This is a genomic window from Stenotrophomonas maltophilia group sp. RNC7, assembly GCF_030910085.1.
Lineage (GTDB): Bacteria > Pseudomonadota > Gammaproteobacteria > Xanthomonadales > Xanthomonadaceae > Stenotrophomonas > Stenotrophomonas sepilia.
In genome coordinates, this window is record NZ_JAVFVN010000801.1 from 1 (window position 1) to 324 (window position 324).

Annotated in this window: 1 protein-coding gene; it reads left to right on the forward strand. The window is 69.4% G+C overall.

Going from position 1 to position 324, the window contains the following annotated elements; translation table 11 throughout:
- The coding region (locus RCF13_RS19335; protein WP_308141462.1) for a M24 family metallopeptidase at nucleotides 1-324 on the forward strand (324 nt) is incomplete at both ends.

Here is a 324-nt window from a genome sequence, read left to right on the forward strand (position 1 = left end):
AGGACGGGGCGGCGCTGTGCGAATTCTTCGCCTGGTTCGAGGGCGCGCTGGGCAACGAGCGCATCACCGAGCTGACCATCGACGAACAGATCACCGCCGCTCGCGCGCGCCGGCCGGACTACGTCTGCCCCAGCTTCGCCACCATCGCCGGCTTCAACGCCAACGGCGCCATGCCGCACTATCGCGCCACGGCCGAATCGCACGCCACCATCGAAGGCGACGGCCTGCTGCTGATCGATTCCGGCGGCCAGTACCTGGGCGGCACCACCGACATCACCCGCGTGGTCGCGGTGGGCACGCCCAGCGCCGACCAGAAGGTCGATT